The 16000-nt window shown below is 71.9% G+C and carries 15 protein-coding genes; 10 read left to right on the top strand and 5 right to left on the bottom strand.

The window, feature by feature from the left end; all coding sequences use genetic code 11:
• Positions 1 to 56 precede the first annotated feature (56 nt).
• A complete protein-coding gene (locus tag CWN80_RS03895) occupies positions 57 to 1079 on the top strand; it encodes a dipeptidase (RefSeq protein ID WP_007924355.1) in 1023 nt (340 codons plus the stop codon).
• A gap of 16 nt (positions 1080 to 1095) precedes the next feature.
• Here CWN80_RS03895 and CWN80_RS03890 read toward each other — a convergent pair whose 3' ends face one another.
• Together CWN80_RS03890 and CWN80_RS03885 are read right to left on the bottom strand one after the other, a co-directional pair.
• A complete protein-coding gene (locus tag CWN80_RS03890) occupies positions 1096 to 1371 on the bottom strand; it encodes an antitoxin (RefSeq protein WP_007924356.1) in 276 nt (91 codons plus the stop codon).
• Positions 1372 to 1466: 95 nt separating this feature from the next.
• Positions 1467 to 3131: a DHA2 family efflux MFS transporter permease subunit gene (locus CWN80_RS03885; protein ID WP_007924358.1), complete on the bottom strand. Its 1665-nt coding sequence runs from the start codon at positions 3129 to 3131 to the stop codon at positions 1467 to 1469.
• Between the two features lie 136 nt (positions 3132 to 3267).
• Here CWN80_RS03885 and CWN80_RS03880 point away from each other — a divergent pair, with 136 nt between their 5' ends.
• The 6 genes from CWN80_RS03880 (at position 3268) to guaA (ending at position 10750) form a co-directional block, all read left to right on the top strand.
• A complete protein-coding gene (locus tag CWN80_RS03880; RefSeq protein WP_007924359.1) occupies positions 3268 to 4389 on the top strand; it encodes a GuaB3 family IMP dehydrogenase-related protein in 1122 nt (373 codons plus the stop codon).
• Between the two features lie 241 nt (positions 4390 to 4630).
• A complete protein-coding gene (locus CWN80_RS03875; protein ID WP_007924362.1) occupies positions 4631 to 6223 on the top strand; it encodes a succinic semialdehyde dehydrogenase in 1593 nt (530 codons plus the stop codon).
• Entirely contained in the window at positions 6220 to 8010 is a 1791-nt protein-coding gene (locus CWN80_RS03870; protein ID WP_007924363.1) for an FAD-dependent oxidoreductase, read from the top strand. Before CWN80_RS03875 ends, CWN80_RS03870 begins: the two co-directional genes overlap by 4 nt.
• Positions 8011 to 8045: 35 nt before the next feature.
• The gene (locus tag CWN80_RS03865) at positions 8046 to 8792 is read left to right on the top strand and encodes an SURF1 family protein (protein WP_040880516.1); all 747 of its coding nucleotides are present in this window, start codon (positions 8046 to 8048) and stop codon (positions 8790 to 8792) included.
• Positions 8789 to 9130, top strand: a complete 342-nt coding sequence (locus tag CWN80_RS03860; protein WP_007924367.1) for a DUF3817 domain-containing protein — start codon at positions 8789 to 8791, stop codon at positions 9128 to 9130. Before CWN80_RS03865 ends, CWN80_RS03860 begins: the two co-directional genes overlap by 4 nt.
• Positions 9131 to 9172: 42 nt before the next feature.
• Positions 9173 to 10750, top strand: a complete 1578-nt coding sequence (gene guaA, locus CWN80_RS03855) for a glutamine-hydrolyzing GMP synthase (protein WP_128276916.1) — start codon at positions 9173 to 9175, stop codon at positions 10748 to 10750.
• Positions 10751 to 10761: 11 nt separating this feature from the next.
• Here guaA and CWN80_RS03850 read toward each other — a convergent pair whose 3' ends face one another.
• On the bottom strand, positions 10762 to 11151 hold the full coding sequence (locus CWN80_RS03850; protein ID WP_007924386.1) for a cadherin-like beta sandwich domain-containing protein: 390 nt from the start codon (positions 11149 to 11151) through the stop codon (positions 10762 to 10764).
• A gap of 30 nt (positions 11152 to 11181) precedes the next feature.
• On the opposite strand from CWN80_RS03850, the gene CWN80_RS03845 reads away from it, so the two are divergent.
• The 3 genes from CWN80_RS03845 to CWN80_RS03835 are packed head-to-tail and all read left to right on the top strand — an operon-like array spanning position 11182 to position 14060.
• Complete coding sequence (locus tag CWN80_RS03845) at positions 11182 to 11880, top strand: lysophospholipid acyltransferase family protein (RefSeq protein WP_007924388.1); 699 nt, start codon at positions 11182 to 11184, stop codon at positions 11878 to 11880.
• A 49-nt stretch (positions 11881 to 11929) separates the two neighbouring features.
• Positions 11930 to 13267: a Mur ligase family protein gene (locus CWN80_RS03840; RefSeq protein WP_128276915.1), complete on the top strand. Its 1338-nt coding sequence runs from the start codon at positions 11930 to 11932 to the stop codon at positions 13265 to 13267.
• Position 13268: 1 nt separating this feature from the next.
• A complete protein-coding gene (locus CWN80_RS03835; protein WP_128276914.1) occupies positions 13269 to 14060 on the top strand; it encodes a type 1 glutamine amidotransferase in 792 nt (263 codons plus the stop codon).
• Between the two features lie 18 nt (positions 14061 to 14078).
• On the opposite strand, the gene CWN80_RS03830 is transcribed toward CWN80_RS03835, so the two are convergent.
• Positions 14079 to 15152, bottom strand: a complete 1074-nt coding sequence (locus CWN80_RS03830; RefSeq protein ID WP_128276913.1) for a lysylphosphatidylglycerol synthase transmembrane domain-containing protein — start codon at positions 15150 to 15152, stop codon at positions 14079 to 14081.
• Complete coding sequence (locus CWN80_RS03825) at positions 15149 to 15991, bottom strand: PIG-L deacetylase family protein (protein ID WP_007924409.1); 843 nt, start codon at positions 15989 to 15991, stop codon at positions 15149 to 15151. The genes CWN80_RS03830 and CWN80_RS03825 overlap by 4 nt, the downstream gene beginning before the upstream one ends.
• Between the last annotated feature and the right edge of the window lie 9 nt (positions 15992 to 16000).

Genomic DNA, 16000 nt, shown 5'->3' with positions numbered 1-16000 from the left:
GCCGGCCGCCCGGGAGGGGTGGGGATAGCCCTCTGCGTCGGTGGTTGACTGGAGCGATGACGACGAGCAGCGACCCGATCCGCGTCCTCGACGGCCACAACGACCTGCCGTGGCACCACCGCGAGGTGGCCGGCTACGACCTCGACGCCTGCGACATCGCCCAGCCGCAGCCGCACCTGCACACGGACCTGCCGCGGATGCGCGCAGGGGGCCTGGCCGCCCAGCTGTGGTCGGTGTGGGTGCCCTGCGAGCTCCAGGGCGAGGCGGCCGTCGCCGCGACGCACGAGCAGATCGACTTCGTCGCGGCCATGTGCGCCCGCTACGAGGAGATGGTCTCGGCGCGGACCGCGGCCGACGTGCACGCGGCGTGGGCGCAGGGCCGGCACGCCGCGCTCGTCGGGATGGAGGGCGGCCACAGCATCAACGAGTCGCTCGAGACCCTCGAGGGCTTCGCCGACCGGGGTGCCCGCTACATGACGCTCACGCACAACGACAACACGCCCTGGGCCGACTCGGCGACCGACGAGCGCGTGCACGGCGGACTGACCGACTTCGGTCGTGAGGTCGTCGCCCGGATGAACGACCTCGGGGTCGTCGTCGACCTGTCGCACGTGAGCGCGGAGACGATGCACGACGCCCTCGACGCGACGCGTCTACCCGTGATGTTCAGCCACTCCGGCGCGCGAGCGGTGTGCGACCACCCGCGCAATGTCCCGGATGACGTCCTCGAGCGCATCCCGGGCAACGGCGGGATCGTCATGGCCAACGTCGTGCCGAAGTTCGTCAACCCGGCCCGGGCCGACGAGGTCCTCGGACGCACCTGCGTCGTGCCCGACCCGGTGGCGACGCTCGACCACGTCGTCGCGCACTTCGAGCACCTGCGTGAGGTCGTCGGCATCGAGCACGTCGGCATCGGCGCGGACTACGACGGCGTCGACGAGACGCCGGTCGGGCTCGAGGACGTCGCGAGCTACCCGCGGCTGCTTGGCGCGCTGGGGGAGCGGGGCTGGAGCCGCAGCGACCTCGAGGCCCTCGCGCACGGCAACGTGCTGCGGGTCCTCGAGGCCACGGAGGTCTAGCGGGGCGGGCGCCGGCTCACATCCGCAGGTCGGGGAAGGGCGTGTCACCCTTCGGCGCCGGCGGGGCGTCGTGCACCGCCGACCCGCGCACGGTGTCCACGCCGGTGACGTTCTTCTTCACCGTCCGGGAGAGCCCGCTCAGCTGCTTGTGGTACTTGCCCTTGGTGCGCCGGTCGACGAAGCCGGTCGCCTTGTCGATGTAGTCGCCCGCCTTGTCGGGGTTGTTGCGCGCCCACTGGCGCGCGGTCTCGGTGGCGGTCAGGACGACAGCGGCGTTCTTGAACTTGGCCATGGGGCGGTCCTTCGGTCGGGGATGTACTCGCCACGGACAACGAAGGGGGACCACGCAGGATTCCGCGCGTGGCCCCCCTCCTTGGTCGGGTGGAGTCAGTGCATGAGCACCGGAGCGGCCTCGCCGGGCTCCTCGTCGAGCATGTGGCTCTCCTCGTGCTTGCGCGGGAGGAAGGCCGCGACGACGAGGGTCGCGAGGCACATGAAGGCCGAGACCCAGTAGGTCGCGGCGAAGGCCTCGGCCATGTCGACGCGCACTGCGTGCACGAGCGCGGCGGCACCGGCCTGCGGGTCGCTCGCGTACTGCGCCATGACCTGGGCGACCTCGGGGAACTTCGCGAGGAGCTGCTGCATCGCGCCCGGGTCGGTGACCTCGGCGCTCTCCTCGCCGAAGGCCTGCGCCTGACCGATGAGGGGACGGTCCTCGAAGCCACGGGTCAGGACGACCGATGCGATGGCCACGCCGAAGGAGCTCGCGACCTGCTGGGTGATGTTGAGCAGCGTCGAGCCGCGGGCCACCTGGTGGGCGGTGAGCGCCTTGAGCGAGCTCGTCATGAGCGGCATCATCGTTGCGCCCATGCCCAGACCCATGACGAAGAGCGCCGGGATGACGAAGCCCCAGTAGCTCGAGTCCGCGGAGAGCTGGGTGAAGGCGAACATGCCGCCGGTGATCAGGGCGATGCCGACGGGCACGATCCGGCCGACGGGGTACTTGTCGACCAGCATGCCGGCGATCGGCATGGTGACCAGGGCGCCGAGGCCCTGCGGGATCATCAGGACGCCCGCCATGGTCGTCGTCTCGCCCCGCACCTGCTGGAAGTAGGTCGGCATGAGGAGCAGGCCGCCGAAGAAGGCCGCGGCGAAGAGGAACATCGTCAGCGCGGCGATCGAGAACTGCCGGTTGCCGAGCAGACGCAGGTCGAGCAGCGGGTGCTTCGGGCGCATCGACCACCAGCCGAAGGCGAGGATGAGGACGAGCCCGGCCAGGGCGGTGCCGTAGACCTTGGGCGAGTTGACCGTGCCCTCCTCGGGGATCGACGAGACGCCGTAGAGGAAGAGCGCCAGGCCGGGCGACATGAGGAGCAGGCCGATGATGTCGAGCGACTCGGTGGGCTCGGTGTGGTCCTTGGGCAGGACGAGCGCGGCGTAGACGAGGGCGACGATGCCGAGGGGCAGGTTGATGAGGAAGATCCAGGTCCAGCTCGGGCGGCCCAGCCAGTGGGCGTTGTCGATGAGCCAGCCACCGAGGATCGGGCCACCGATCGGGCCGAGGAGCATCGGGATGCCGAGGATCGCCATGAGGCGACCGATGCGGTCCGGGCCGGCCGCGCGCGTCATGATCGTCATGCCGAGCGGCATGAGCATGCCGCCGCCGAGGCCCTGGACGACGCGGGCGCCGATGAGCATCTCGATGGAGGGCGCGAAGGCGCACAGGACGGAGCCGGCGACGAAGAAGGCGATCGCGGCGAGGTAGAGCCGCTTGGTGCCGAAGCGGTCAGCGGCCCAGCCGGTCAGCGGGATGACGGTGGCCAAGGCCAGCGTGTAGGCGGTGACGGTCCAGGCGACGGTCGAGTAGTGCAGCGGCTCGGGGCCCGTGGCCAGGTCGGTCTGGAAGTGCGGGAGCGCGACGTTGACGACCGTGATGTCGAGGATCGACATGATCGAGCCGAGGACGACGACGCCGGCGATCTTGAGGACGGCCGCGTCGATCTTGTCCGGATACTCCGTGGGCAGCGTGGGATCGTGCGCAGGTGCAGACACAGGGGTCTCCTGTCAGGGGTGCGAAGGGGGGAGGCGGCGGCCTCGTCGCCACCCTGGCCGGCGGGAGAGATACATGCGTCGGCCATGCAAGTATGCGCCGTCACCCACGAGGGGCCAAGCCCTTTAGGCTGGGCGGGTGAACGAGATCGAGATCGGCCGGGGCAAGCGTGGCCGCAGGGCCTACTCCTTCGACGACATCGCGGTGCTGCCGAGTCGACGCACGCGCGACCCCGAGGAGGTGTCGCTCGACTGGCAGATCGACGCCTACCACTTCGAGATGCCGGTCATCGCGGCCCCGATGGACTCGGTGATGTCGCCGGCGACGGCCGTCGCCTTCGGCGAGGCCGGCGGTCTGCCGGTCCTCGACCTCGAGGGCCTGTGGACGCGCTACTCCGACCCCGAGCCGCTGCTCGCGGAGATCGCCTCGCTCGACCCGGCCCTCGCGACGGCGCGGATGCAGGAGATCTACGCGGCCCCGATCCAGCCCGACCTGATCAGCGAGCGGCTGCGCGAGCTGCGGTCGGCCGGCGTCACGGTCGCCGGTGCGCTCAGCCCGCAAAACACGCAGCAGCACTGGAAGACCGTCGTCGACGCGGGGGTGGACCTCTTCGTCATCCGCGGCACGACGGTCTCCGCCGAGCACGTGAGCAGCCGGTCCGAGCCGCTCAACCTCAAGCGATTCATCTACGAGCTCGACGTGCCGGTCATCGTCGGTGGCGCGGCGAGCTACACCGCCGCCCTGCACCTCATGCGGACCGGTGCGGCGGGTGTCCTCGTCGGTTTCGGCGGGGGAGCGGCCCACACGACCCGCCAAGCGCTGGGGATCCACGCGCCGATGGCCAGCGCCGTGGCCGACGTCGCTGCCGCCCGCCGCGACTACCTCGACGAGTCCGGTGGCCGCTACGTCCACGTCATCGCCGACGGTGGCCTCGGGACGAGTGGCGACATCGTCAAGGCGGTCGCCTGCGGCGCCGACGCCGTGATGCTGGGTGCGGCGCTGGCCCGCGCGGCCGATGCCCCCGGTCGCGGCTTCCACTGGGGCGCCGAGGCGCACCACCCCGAGCTGCCTCGTGGGGCGCGCGTCGAAGTCGGCTCTGTCGCGCCGCTGCAGGAGGTGCTCTTCGGCCCGAGCAAGGTGGCCGACGGCACGACCAACCTCATCGGTGCGCTGCGCCGGGCCATGGCCACGACCGGCTACACCGAGGTCAAGGAGCTGCAGCGCATCGAGGTCGTCGTCGCGCCACACCAGCCGAGCTGACCCACCCCACCTCGCCACCCCCCTTCCGCATCTGCCTCGGCACGTGCGGGAGGGGGTGCGCATTTCCCTAGGCAGATGCGGAAGGGGTGGCGCATTTCCCTAGGCAGATGCGCACTGGGGGTGGTATTTCCCTAGGGAAATGCGGGTGGAGGGCCCGGGGCGAAGGGGGAGGGGCCGCCTTCATGGGCCGATTCACGGACGTCCTCTGGCGCGTCCGGGGACCCCCGGTTACCGTGAGGTAATGACCTCGGAGATCATCGCTGACCCAGAGCTGGACCCCACGGCGACCTACGCGGTCGACCCCGCTCGTGCCCGGCGCTACGCCGGCCGCGTCGTCGCCTCGCCGACGGCGCAGACCTTCACGCGCACCTCGCCGCTCACGGGCGGCCCGATCGCCGCCCTGCCGCTCTCCGGGGAGGGCGACGTGCGTCGTGCCGTGGCCGGAGCCCGCGCCGCCCAGGCGCGCTGGGCCGCGACCTCCTTCGACGAGCGCCGTCGGGTGCTCCTGCGCTTCCACGACCTCGTCCTCTCCCACCAGGTCGAGCTGCTCGACCTGGTCCAGATCGAGTCGGGCAAGGTGCGCAAGCAGGCCTTCGAGGAGGTGCTCGACACCGCCCTCGCGGCGCGCTACTACGGCCGCACGGCCGAGTCGCACCTGCGGCCGCGCAAGGTGGCCGGCGCCTACCCGCTCCTCACCCAGACCCGCGTCCACCACCGGCCCAAGGGCGTCGTCGGCATCGTCTCGCCGTGGAACTACCCGCTGAGCCTGGCCATCACCGACGCGCTGCCCGCGCTCATGGCCGGCAACGCCGTCGTCCTGCGCCCCGACCAGCAGGGCTCGGTCACGGCCCTCGCGGGCGTCGAGCTGCTCCACGAGGCCGGTCTGCCCGAGGGCGTCCTCCAGGTGGTGCTGGGCCCCGGCTCCGAGACGGGGCAGGCGGTCGTCGACTCGACGGACTACGTCTGCTACACCGGCTCGACCGCGACCGGCCGTCGCGTCGCCCAGTCCGCGGCATCGCGACTGGTCTCCTTCAGCATGGAGCTCGGTGGCAAGAACTCGGTGTACATCGCCGACGACGCCGACCTCGACCGCGCCGTCGAGGGTGCGGTCCGTGCGTGCTTCTCCAGCGCCGGCCAGCTGTGCATCTCGACCGAGCGGGTCGTCGTGCACGAGGCGATCGCCGATGACTTCATCGCCCGCTTCGTCGCCGCCGTCGACGCCATGACGATCGGCACCGCCCTCGAGTACGGCTACGACATGGGCTCGCTGGTCAGCCAAGCGCAGCTCGACACGGTCACCGCCCACATCGAGGACGCCACGGCGAAGGGGGCGAAGGTCCTCACCGGTGGCAGGCACCGCCCCGACCTCGGGCCCTACGTCTTCGAGCCGACGGTGCTCGAGGGCGTCACCTCGGCGATGACCTGTCGCGACGAGGAGACATTCGGTCCGCTCGTGTCGATCTACCGGGTCGCCGACGACGCTGCCGCGATCGCGCTCGTCAACGACACCGAGTACGGGCTCAACTCCTCGGTGTGGACCCGCGACATCGCTCGCGGCCGGCGTCTGGCCGCCCGGTTCGAGACGGGGACGGTCAACATCAACGAGGCCTACGCCGCGGCGTGGGCCTCGATGGGTGCCCCGATGGGTGGGATGAAGGACTCCGGCATGGGTCGCCGCCACGGCGCGGAGGGCATCCTCAAGTACACGGAGGCCCAGACGGTCGCCGTGCAGCACCTGGTCCCGATCGCCCCCGCCTTCGGCATGAGCGACGCGCTCCACGCCAAGGTGCTCACCCTCGGGCTGCGCGCGATGAAGACGGCGGGCATGCGGTGACCCCGGCTGACGTCGACACCGCGGTCGACACCGACGTCCTCGTCATCGGCTCCGGCTTCGGGGGCTCGGTCGCCGCCCTTCGCCTGGCGGAGAAGGGCTATCGCGTGACGGTCCTCGAGGCCGGTCGGCGCTTCGCCGACGAGGACTTCGCCGAGACCAGCTGGGACCTGAAGAACTTCCTGTGGGCGCCCAAGGTGGGGATGTACGGCATCCAGCGCATCCACATGCTCAAGGACGTGATGATCCTCGCCGGCGCAGGTGTCGGCGGTGGCTCGCTCAACTACGCCAACACGCTCTACGTGCCGCCGGAGGTCTTCTTCCGGGACCGCCAGTGGGGCCACATCACCGACTGGCAGGCCGAGCTGCTGCCGCACTACGACATGGCGAGCACGATGCTCGGTGTCGTCACCAACCGGTGCGAGTCCGTCGTCGAGCAGGCCATGCGCGAGGCCGCCGACGAGATGGGTGTGGCCGACACCTTCCGCAAGACCCCCGTCGGCGTGCTCTTCGGCGACGACGACTCCCCGGAGCAGCAGGGCCGCACGGTCGCCGACCCCTACTTCGGTGGGGCGGGTCCCACGCGCACGACGTGCACCGAGTGCGGCAACTGCATGGTCGGCTGCCGGGTGGGCGCCAAGAACACGCTCGTGAAGAACTACCTCGCGCTTGCCGAGGGCCTGGGCGTGCAGATCGTGCCGATGCGCACGGTCACCCGGGTCGGGGTCGTCCCCGGCACCGACGGCCCCGACGAGGTCTACCGGGTGCGTCACGAGGCGACGGATGCCTTGGGGGACAAGACCGCTCGTGTCACGACGGCGCGCAAGGTCGTCGTCGCCGCGGGCACGTGGGGGAGCCAGCACCTGCTCCACGAGATGAAGGCGGACGGGGAGCTGCCGGCGATCAGCGACCGCCTCGGCGAGCTGACGCGGACCAACTCGGAGGCCCTCGTCGGTGCCCTCGCATCGTCGCCGCCGGAGGGCGAGCACGACCTGACGAAGGGGGTGGCCATCACCTCCTCCTTCCACCCGGACGAGTCGACCCACATCGAAAACGTCCGGTACGGGCGCGGGTCGGACGCGATGGGCATGCTCACCACGCTGCTCGCGCCGCCGCGGACAGGGCGCACCCCGCGCTTCCTCAAGCTCATCGCGGACCTGCCGAAGAACATCCCGGCGCTCATCGCGTGGTTCCCCCCGGGCACGCACTTCGCCGACAGCACGGTCATCGGCCTGGTCATGCAGTCGCTCGACAACTCGCTGACGACCTACCTGACGACCGGGCCGGGTGGGCGCCGGCGGCTGACCTCGAAGCAGGGCCACGGCGAGGAGAACCCGACCTACATCGAGGCCGGGCACGAGGGCATCCGGGTCCTCGCGGACAAGCTCTCGGCACGGCTCGGTCAACCCGTCTACCCCGGCGGCACGTGGAGCGAGGCCTTCGACATCCCGCTCACCGCGCACTTCCTCGGTGGGGCCCCCATCAGCGACTCGCCGGCCACCGGCGTCATCGACCCGTACCACCGCCTGTGGGGCCACCCGGGTATCAGCGTCGTCGACGGCTCGGCCGTCTCGGCCAACCTCGGCGTCAATCCTTCGCTGACGATCACCGCGCAGGCCGAGCGGGCCTTCTCGCTGTGGCCCAACGTCGGTGACGCCGACGTGCGGCCCGCCCAGGGTGATGCCTACCGCCGGCTCGACCCGATCGCGCCGAGGACGCCGGCGGTCCGCGAGTTCACCCACACCAGCTCGAAGGTGTCGCTGCCGATGCCGGCCGTGCGGGGTGCGTGAGCGGAGCACCCAGAGCGCTCACGTAGCCTGAGGCGGTGCTGCGGACCGCCTGTCGACCCCGATACCTCGGGTTGCTCGTCGTGGCGCTCGCGCTCGTCGCGCTCGGCATCATCGCCGGTCGCTGGCAGTGGTCAGTCGCCCACGACGTCGCCCGTGCCGAGGCCGTCCGCGAGGTCCAGGAGCGCCCGGTGCGGCCCGTCGCCGACGTCATCGCCCCGCACGAGGGCTTCCCCGACGACGGGTCGGGGCAGCGGATCAGCATGCGCGGCAGGTACGCGGGTGAGCCGCTCCTCGTCGTCGACCGGCGCTTCGAGGGGCAGCCCGTCAGCTGGGTCCTCGACCGCTTCGTCGTCGAGGAGACGGGCGCCAACCTGGCCGTCGTCCGCGGCTACGTGCCCGCGGGGGAGGACCCCCCTTCGCCGCCTGGGGGAACCCTCGAGATCGTCGGCTCGTTGGCCCCTCCGGAGGCCCCCGACGAGACCGGGGGCATCGACGACGGCGAGCTGACGTCGGTGGACATCGCCCAGCTGGTCAACCTCTGGGAGGGTGACATCTACAACGGCTTCGTCTTCGCCGTCAGCGAGGACGGTGTGACGGCGGCGCCGCAGCGGGTCCCGCCGCCGCTGCCGGACACCTCGCTGCAGTTTCGCAACGTCATGTACGCCGTCCAGTGGTGGATGTTCGCCGCCTTTGCGGTGTGGATGTGGTTGAAGGTCGTGCGCCAGGCGGCGCGCCAGGACGAGGCGGGGGAGCCCGCTCGAGAGGTGGAGGAGTCGACGTGAGCAACGAGACGCAGGGCGGCCAGGCCGCCGACCCGAGGGCCATCGCCAGTGCGCTGACCTTCTTCCGCATCACCGCGGTCATCGCCGGTCTGGCCATGTTTGTCCTCATCGTCGAGATGGTCCTCAAGTACGGGATGGACAATGACGTGCTCGCCTGGTGGTCGCCCGTGCACGGCCTGATCTTCATGGTCTTCGCCGTCGCGACCGCCAACCTGGGCTTCAAGGTCGGCTGGTCCGTGGGCCGCATGCTCCTCACGCTGCTGCTCGCCTGCATCCCCTTCGTCGCCTTCGTCGAGGAGCGTCGGGTCGTCCGCGAGGTCAGTCCGCTCATCTCCTGACGTGGCGAAGGGGGAGCCCCCGCCGCCCGGTAGCCTGTGCAAGTGACGGAATCGCTCAAGACCCGCCCGGTCCTCGTCGTCGACTACGGCGCCCAGTACGCCCAGCTCATCGCGCGTCGCGTGCGTGAGGCGAAGATCTACAGCGAGGTCGTGCCGCACACGATGCCGGTCGCCGAGATCCTCGCGAAGGAGCCGGCCGCGGTGATCCTCTCCGGAGGACCCTCGTCGGTCTACGCCGAGGACGCCCCCTCGCTCGACGTGACGCTGCTCGAGGCCGGGGTCCCCGTCTTCGGTATGTGCTACGGCTTCCAGGCGATGGTCCAGGCGCTCGGCGGCACCGTCGAGCGCACCGGCCTGCGGGAGTACGGATCGACCCGCGCGCAGGTGAGCGACCGCGAGTCCACCCTCTTCAACGGCCAGCCCGCGGAGCAGTCGGTGTGGATGAGCCACGGCGACTCGGTGACCGAGGCCCCCGAGGGCATGCGGGTCACCGCGAGCACCTCCGGCGCACCCGTCGCGGCCTTCGAGGACGACGAGCGTCGCCTGTACGGCGTCCAGTGGCACCCCGAGGTGCTGCACTCGACCTTCGGCCAGCCAGTGCTGGAAAACTTCCTGCTGCGCGGCGCCGGGCTCAGCCCCGACTGGACCGCGGACAACGTCATCGACGAGCAGGTCGACCTCATCCGCGAGACCGTCGGCGAGGACCGGGTCCTGTGCGCCCTCTCCGGGGGCGTCGACTCCTCCGTCGCGGCGGCGCTCGTGCAGCGCGCCGTCGGCGAGCAGCTGACCTGCGTCTTCGTCGACCACGGCCTGCTGCGGCAGGGCGAGGCCGAGCAGGTCGAGCAGGAGTTCGTCGCGGCCACGGGCGTCAAGCTCGTCGTCGTCGACGCCAAGGAGCGCTTCCTCGGCGCGCTGGCCGGGGTCACCGACCCCGAGGAGAAGCGCAAGATCATCGGCCGCGAGTTCATCCGCGTCTTCGAGCAGGCGGCGCGCGACGTCGTCGGCGAGGGCGACGAGTCCGGTCACCCCGTCAAGTGGCTCGTCCAGGGCACGCTCTACCCGGACGTCGTCGAGTCCGGCGGCGGCACCGGCGCGGCCAACATCAAGAGCCACCACAACGTCGGCGGCCTGCCCGACGACCTGCAGTTCAAGCTCATCGAGCCGCTGCGCGCCCTCTTCAAGGACGAGGTGCGTCAGGTCGGCCGTGAGCTCGGCGTCCCCGACCCGATCGTCGACCGCCAGCCCTTCCCCGGCCCGGGCCTGGGCATCCGGATCATCGGCGAGGTCACCGAGACCAACCTCGACATCCTCCGCCGGGCCGACGCCATCGCCCGCGAGGAGCTGACCGCCGCCGGCCTCGACAAGGAGATCTGGCAGTGCCCGGTCGTCCTGCTCGCCGACGTGCGCTCCGTCGGGGTCCAGGGCGACGGCCGCACCTACGGCCACCCGATCGTCCTGCGCCCCGTCTCCTCCGAGGACGCGATGACCGCCGACTGGACGCGCGTGCCCGGCGACGTCCTCGCGCAGATCTCCACCCGCATCACCAACGAGGTCGAAGAGGTCAACCGGGTCGTGCTCGACGTGACGAGCAAGCCGCCGGGCACCATCGAGTGGGAGTGAGCTGAGCCGCATCAGCCGGCGAGCCGCTCCCAGAGCACCCCGGCGGAGCCGCAGCAGCAGATGAGGGCGACCGCGCCACCGCAGCCGATGGCGATGTGCCGCCAGTCGGGTGCCCAGCTGCGTGTCGTCGGGGCCGGGCCGAGGTGCCCACGGCCCCACAGCCACCGCGGCTGCGCGTAGTGCAGGTCGACCTGCTGCCCGGGGTGGACGTCGACCTCGCTCGTGGCCTCCCCGTAGGTGGTCGTCCCGTCGCTCGACTCGACGTCCACGCGGTGGCGACCCGGCGACAGGTCGACGAGCGTGGTCTCGCCGGCCACCGGGTACGGCTGACCGTCGACGCGGAGGCGGACCATCGACGCCCTCCCGGCGACGACGACCCGGACCCGACCCGTGCTGATCATGGCCCCGACGCTACTGACTACTCTGGCCGCGTGAGCACCCACCCGACGATGCGCGTCATGGAGTGGCTCCTGCGGCGAGTGCTCGTGGGGCCTCCCCTTCGCGCCTACCTCCGGCTCGAGGTGGAAGGGGCCGAGCACGTGCCCGCCACCGGCCCGGTGATCATCGCGAGCAACCACCTGAGCTTCCTCGACTCGATGGTCATCCCGCTCGCCGCAGGGCGCAAGGTGGGCTTCCTCGGCAAGGCCGAGTACGTCACCGGCACCGGCGTCTCCGGGTGGCTCGGGCGACTGTGGTTCGGCGAGTTCGGCGGGATGATCCCCGTCGACCGGTCCGATGCCCGCGCTGCTGCCCGCTCCCTCGAGCTCGCGCAGGAGCACCTGGCCGGTGGAGGAGCCTTCGGCATCTACCCCGAGGGCACCCGCAGCCGGGACGGCCGCCTGCACAAGGGGCGCACCGGCGTCGGCCGGCTCGCCATCGCCTCCGGCGCACCCGTGGTGCCCTGCGCCCTCATCGGCACCGACAAGGCGCAGCCCGTCGATGCCCGCGGCATCCGGCCGCACAGGGTCACCGTGCGCTTCGCCCCGCCCGTCGACGTCGCCGCCCTCGAGCAGCGGCACGTCAAGGGCGCGCTCCTGCGCGCCGTCACCGACGAGGTCATGGACGCCATCGCGCAGCGGTCGCCGCAGCAGCGCTCCGACGGCTACGCCGACCGACCCGACGTCGCCTGACCGCGCGCGCCCCCGCCGACCGGCGCGGCCGGCTCAGTACGATGGCGCGGTGCTGAAGACGACGATCGCCGCCCTCGCCGGCAAGGCCGCCCGCCGCGCCGCCCGTCTCCGGGGCGGTGGCACCGGAGGCTCTGCACTCCCCGGCCTCGTCGCGGAGAAGATCGACCCGGGCTTCCTCGCCCACGCGCTCGCCGACGTCCCCGGAGGGATCGTCGTCGTCTCCGGCACCAACGGCAAGACGACGACGACCAAGATGCTCGTCGCGCTCCTGCGGGCCCACGGCCGGACGGTCTTCACCAACCCCACGGGCAGCAACTTCACCCGCGGCGTCATCTCCGCCATGCTCAGCGAGCGACTCCACCGGGGGCGGCTGCAGGCCGACATCGCCGTCCTCGAGCTCGACGAGGCGCACGCCCTGCACTTCGCCCGCGCCGTCGCCCCGACGTACGCGCTGCTGCTCAACGTCGCCCGCGACCAGCTCGACCGCTTCGCCGAGATCGACCACACCGCGGGCCTGCTGACCCAGCTCGCCGGCATGACGACGACCGGGGTCGTGCTCAACCGCGACGACCCCTTCGTCAACCGCATCGCGACGACGGTCGGCGCCGACGTCGACGTCACGTGGTTCGGCCTCGACGCCTCGATCGCCGACCGTCTCGGCGAGCTGCAGGAGCACGACGCCCGCGGCCACGACGCCTGGTCGCCGCCCGCCGCCCGCGCCCGCGACTGCCTGCTCCAGCCCCAGGACGAGCAGCGGCTCAGCGTGCTCTTCGGCGAGGCCGGCGAAGGGGGGCGGCTCGGCCCCGTCGAGCTGCGTCAGCGCGGGCTCGCCGCGATGATCAACGCGACCGCAGCCACGGCCACGGCGCGGACCCTGCTCGGCGAGGCCTTCGACCCCGCGGCCGCGGAGCAGGCGCTGCGGACGGTGGCCCCTCCCTTCGGCCGTGGCGAGGTCGTCGACGTCGACGGGACCCCGCTCGAGCTCGTCCTCGTCAAGAACCCGGCTGGCTTCACCGTCGCCCTCGGCACCTACGGCTCGACCCCCGTCGCCACGATGGTCGCGATCAACGACGACTACGCCGACGGCCGCGACGTCTCCTGGCTCTACGACGTGAGCTTCGAGTCGCTGCGGGACAAGGGGGTCGCGATCACCAGCGGTGTGCGGGGCTGGGACATGGCGCTGCGCCTCCAGTACGACGACGTGCCGGTGGCCTCGACGGAGGTCGACCTCGGCCGGGCCCTCGACGCCTTCCTCGCCGACCACGCCGGGGAGCCCAAGCGGATCTTCTGCACCTACACCGCGATGCTCGCGCTGCGCCGCATGCTCGGCGAGCGGTACGACCTGCCCGAGATGGGCGTGGACGCCCCCGAGACCCAGGGAGCCTGACATGACCCGCGACATCCCCATCCTCGGTGAGCCCACCGGCTCGGCACTGCCCGCGGACCCCGGCCACGAGGGCAAGGGCGAGATCCACCTCGTCCACCTCTACCCCCGCGAGATGAGCATCTACGGCGACCTCGGCAACACCCGCTGCCTCGCCGCGCGCATCCGCCGTCACGGCTACGTGCCGGTCGTCCACCAGCACCACCCCGGACAGGAGCTGCCCGAGCAGGTCCACCTCGTCGTCGGCGGCGGGGGGCAGGACTCGGGGCAGTCCAAGGTCGAGGACGACCTCGAGCGCCAGGCGGACCGGCTGCGCGACCTCGCGGCCGACGGCACCCCGATGCTCATGATCTGCGGCATGTACCAGCTCTTCGGCAAGGCCTTCGTCACCGTGCAGGGGGAGCGGCTGCCGGGCCTGGGCATCCTCGACGTGACCACCCAGGGCAACGAAAAGCGGATGATCGGCCCGATCGTGCTGAGCACCGACCACGGCGACGTCGTCGGCTACGAAAACCACTCGGGCTCCACCACGCTCGGGGCGGGGCAGGCCCCCTTCGGCCGGGTGCGGCACGGCATGGGCAACAACGGCACCGACGGCACCGAGGGCGCGGTCACCGGGCACGTCATCGGCTCCTACCTGCACGGCCCGATCCTGCCGGCCAACCCGCGGCTCGCCGACACCCTCATCGGGTGGGCGGCGGAGCGGGCGACCGGGCGGGCCTTCGAGCCGGAGCAGCTCGACGACGAGGTCGCGCGCCAGGCGCACACCCGTCAGGTGCGTCGCCTCGTCGGCTGACGGACCGGGCGGCGCCTCTCAGCTGTCCGCTTCGGCCAGCTCGTCGTTGGTGGCGCGCGGCATGAGGCTCCACGCGACCCACCCGAGCGCCCCCAGGGGGATCTCGAGGAAGTGCGTGAAGATCGAGAAGAGCACGACCCCGGCCATCGCCGACGCAGGGTCGGCGCCCCAGGCGACGAGCGCGGCTGCCGTGCCGGTCTCGGTGACGCCGAGGCCGCCCGGCGTCACGCCGACCGCCGTGAGCAGCCGCCCGATCGCATAGGCCGCGAAGAGCTGGCCGAAGGGCAGCTCGATGCCCGTCGTCTGCGTGCACAGCAGGAAGAGGACGTAGTAGAGGCCGAAGAAGCCGAGCATGCCGAGCGACATCTGCAGCCACCCGGTGCGGACGGTCTCGGCGATCCGCCCCCGCAGGTCCGTCAGGCCGCGCTCGATGGTGCCGCCGTGCCCGCGGCGCACGAGCCGCACGAGCCGGTCGAGGCCGCGCCCCAGCTGCCGGGCACCACGGTCGGTACCTATGGCCAGCGCGAAGAGGACGACGATCGCCGCGCCCGACAGGACCGCCGCCCAGGCGGCCTCGCGCATGGCGGGGGGCAGGTCGGTGGCACCCCAGGCCAGGCCGACCACGGCGATGATCGGGAGGGCGGCGCGGGCCAGGACATTCCACACCCCGGTGACGACCGCCATCGTCGTCACGCTCGCTGCCGAAAATCCCCAGGACTTTGCGATCGAGTACGTCGCTGCCAAGCCGATGGCGCCACCGCCCGGCAGCAGGTTGGAGACGGAGGACCCGCAGACGTTGAGGATCAGCGCCCGCACGTGCCCGAGCCCCTGCATGGCGCCCGTCATGACGAAGGTGTAGCAGTACAGCCCCCCGACGACGAGGCCCGCGAAGAGCGCGGCCTTCCAGAGCGGCACGGTGCCGAGCACGTGCCAGACCTCGCTCCACGACGTCTTGGCGAAGTGCGGCAGGCCCCACCACAGCATCCCGACGGCCAGCCCGAGACCGACCGTCACCTGCAGCACCCGGACGAAGGGGGCGCCCCGCCTCTGCTGCGGGTCCGCGTCGCCGACCGGCGAGCTCGCGCCCGTCATGCCCGCCCCTCGAAGACGTCGGTGGCCGCCGTGCCCGGGGCCTCCGGGTCGACGAACCACTCGCGCCCGAAGACGAGGTCGTAGAGCGGCCGGGGGATGCGCACGAGCATCCCGAGCGTGCGGTCGCCCCCGCCGTCGGCGGCGGCCTGGCTCGCGTGGGCGCGCATCGAGGCGCGCTTGGCGGCCGCGAAGCGCCGCACCGGGATGCGGTGGGTGATCTCGGCCTTCGCGGCGAAGGCCCGGTCGAAGCTGGCCCGGTCGAACTCGGGCGGGAAGCGGTAGACCTTGGCCACCAGGTCGATCGCCCGGCAGATGAGGTCGCGGGGGACGGTCGCCCACAGGACCCGCACGTCGAGCCCGCGCTCGCGCGCCAGCTCGGCGGCGCGCGCCCCGACCTCGTGCACGCGCACGTGGTCGCGGTGGCCGTAGCCGCCGTGGGGGTCGTAGGTCGTCAGGACGTCGGCCCGCTCCTCGACGAGCACGTCGGCCAGCGCGCTGGCCGCGTCGTCGATCGGCACCCGGACGAAGCGGCGTCCTCCGGGCGGGTCCGGCCACACCTCGGGTCCGCTGCCGCTGTCGGCGTGCCCGAGCTCCACGGTGCGGGCGACACCGAGCGCTCGCGCACTCGCGGCGAGCTCGCGGCTGCGGGTGGAGGCGAGGGCATCTCCCTTCGCGCCGTAGGCGGTCTCGTCGGTCTCGCCGAGCGCCCCGTCGGTCGCGACGACGAGGACCACGCGGTGCCCCTCGGCCGCGGCGCGGGCCATCGTCCCCGCCGTGAGCAGAGCCTCGTCGTCAGGGTGCGCGTGGAAGACGACGAGAGTGCGGGCTGCGGAGTCCATCGGTGAAAC

Origin of the sequence: Janibacter hoylei PVAS-1, from assembly GCF_004025845.1 — a bacterium.
GTDB lineage: Bacteria > Actinomycetota > Actinomycetes > Actinomycetales > Dermatophilaceae > Janibacter > Janibacter hoylei.
Note: the sequence above shows the minus strand (reverse complement) of the source record. Positions and strands in the feature narration are given on the sequence as shown.

Excerpts from the sequence above, each read along its gene's own strand:
- CWN80_RS03895 (WP_007924355.1), top strand. The coding sequence starts at position 57 with ATGACGACGAGCAGCGACCCGATCCGCGTCCTCGACGGCCACAACGAC.
- CWN80_RS03890 (WP_007924356.1), bottom strand. The coding sequence starts at position 1,371 with ATGGCCAAGTTCAAGAACGCCGCTGTCGTCCTGACCGCCACCGAGACC.
- CWN80_RS03875 (WP_007924362.1), top strand. The coding sequence starts at position 4,631 with ATGACCTCGGAGATCATCGCTGACCCAGAGCTGGACCCCACGGCGACC.
- CWN80_RS03850 (WP_007924386.1), bottom strand. The coding sequence starts at position 11,151 with ATGATCAGCACGGGTCGGGTCCGGGTCGTCGTCGCCGGGAGGGCGTCG.
- CWN80_RS03835 (WP_128276914.1), top strand. The coding sequence starts at position 13,269 with ATGACCCGCGACATCCCCATCCTCGGTGAGCCCACCGGCTCGGCACTG.
- CWN80_RS03830 (WP_128276913.1), bottom strand. The coding sequence starts at position 15,152 with ATGACGGGCGCGAGCTCGCCGGTCGGCGACGCGGACCCGCAGCAGAGG.
- CWN80_RS03825 (WP_007924409.1), bottom strand. The coding sequence starts at position 15,991 with ATGGACTCCGCAGCCCGCACTCTCGTCGTCTTCCACGCGCACCCTGAC.